Origin of the sequence: Chryseobacterium sp. SIMBA_028 (assembly GCF_046535285.1) — a bacterium.
In the GTDB taxonomy this organism is placed as follows: Bacteria; Bacteroidota; Bacteroidia; order Flavobacteriales; family Weeksellaceae; genus Chryseobacterium.
Map to the genome: position 1 here is coordinate 1 of NZ_JAWRWZ010000398.1, position 264 is coordinate 264.

Below are 264 nucleotides of genomic sequence, written 5' to 3' on the forward strand. Positions count from 1 at the left end.
GGTGATTGTTTTCTATCCCTTTGCTTTCTCAGGTATTTGTACCGGGGAGCTGTGTGAGCTTCGGGACAACCTTGCTGATTTTGAGGACGCCAACGCAACCGTGCTTGCCGTTTCCGTGGACAGCAAATTTACGCTCAGGGCCTACGCGGAGCAGGAAAATTACGGCTTTGACCTTCTGGCCGATTTTTGGCCCCACGGGGCAGTGGCGCAGCGGTACGGCGTGTTTGATGCCGCCAGTGGGATGGCATTGCGCGGAACGTTCAT

Annotated in this window: 1 protein-coding gene; it reads left to right on the plus strand. The window is 55.7% G+C overall.

Going from position 1 to position 264, the window contains the following annotated elements; all coding sequences use genetic code 11:
• Positions 1 to 264: redoxin domain-containing protein (locus SCA31_RS23890; protein WP_410699485.1), on the plus strand; the 264-nt coding region annotated here is incomplete at both ends.